The organism is Salinicola sp. (assembly GCF_982684285.1).
The window spans coordinates 1-1,158 of record NZ_CEXLVS010000505.1 but is presented as its reverse complement, the minus strand read 5'-3'; the positions used below and the strand labels follow the sequence as shown (position 1 = coordinate 1,158).

At 41.1% G+C, this 1,158-nt stretch carries 1 protein-coding gene; it reads right to left on the bottom strand.

The window, feature by feature from the left end; translation table 11 throughout:
* Positions 1–906, bottom strand: a 906-nt coding sequence (gene hemA, locus AC3AYF_RS21490; protein ID WP_487780499.1) for a glutamyl-tRNA reductase, incomplete at its 3' end; no start/stop codon positions are given.
* Positions 907–1,158: the final 252 nt, after the last annotated feature.

Below are 1,158 nucleotides of genomic sequence, written 5' to 3'. Positions count from 1 at the left end.
ATGCAGATCATCAACACAATAGAGGTAGATGTCTTCAAGATTACCGACTTCAGGTTCAATATCACGAGGTACAGCGATATCAACCATGAACATGGGTTTACGTTTGCGTTGTTTTAATGCTCTTTCGACAGCACCTTTTCCTAAAATAGGTAATTGGCTGGCGGTTGAGCTGATAATAATGTCAGCTTCAGCTAAGTGCGCAGGCATTTCACTGAGACTGATAGCATAACCATCTACTTGCATTGCTAAATTATGGGCGCGTTCAATAGTACGATTAGCAATGATAATGCGGCCAATGCCATTATCGAAGAAGTGGCGTGCAGCTAGTTCGATTGTTTCGCCTGCACCAATTAATAATGCGGTTGATTCAGCGAAGCTACTAAATATTTGTTTCGCAAGGCTAACGGCGGCAAAGGCCACTGAAACGGGACTATTACCGATTGCCGTGTCAGTACGAACTTGTTTGGCTACAGTGAAGGAATGTTGAAATAAGCGACCTAATGATTTACCGATGGTATTGGCATTAACAGCATGACTAAAAGCTGTTTTTATTTGTCCTAGAATTTGAGGCTCACCCAATACCATTGAATCAAGACCACAGGCGACACGTAATAAGTGGCGAATTGCTTCATCATCATGGTGATAATATAAAAACTCGTTTAAGCAACCCTCTTCTTGTTGATGGAATTGATGCAGCCATTGACCGATATCATGGTCATGTTCATCATCAAGGTGGCAATAAAGTTCAGTGCGGTTACAGGTTGACACAATAACTGCTTCGACCACACCTGGATGTTGTAATAAAGAGGCAAGTGCAGCAGGTAAAATTTCGGCATTAAAGGCGATACTTTCACGAATATCAATGGATGCGGTACTGTGGTTTATGCCACAGGCAACAAGTTGCATTTAGAAGCCTTTAACTAAGTTTGGGCGATATACAGTGCGGTTTAGCACCCCTCGTTTTAAGCAAAACATGATGGCGACAAGGACCGACAGTAAACAATTGCGTAGGTTTTCAACAAAGAAGATGAATGCAGTGGGCACAAGGTATAGGTTCATGGATTGATTAGAGGTTTTTTGAGTGATATCTCATTGCTAAATACTGGTAAACTCTGTAACTATTGTTCATATTAGTTGTCAATTTACTGATAACTAAGT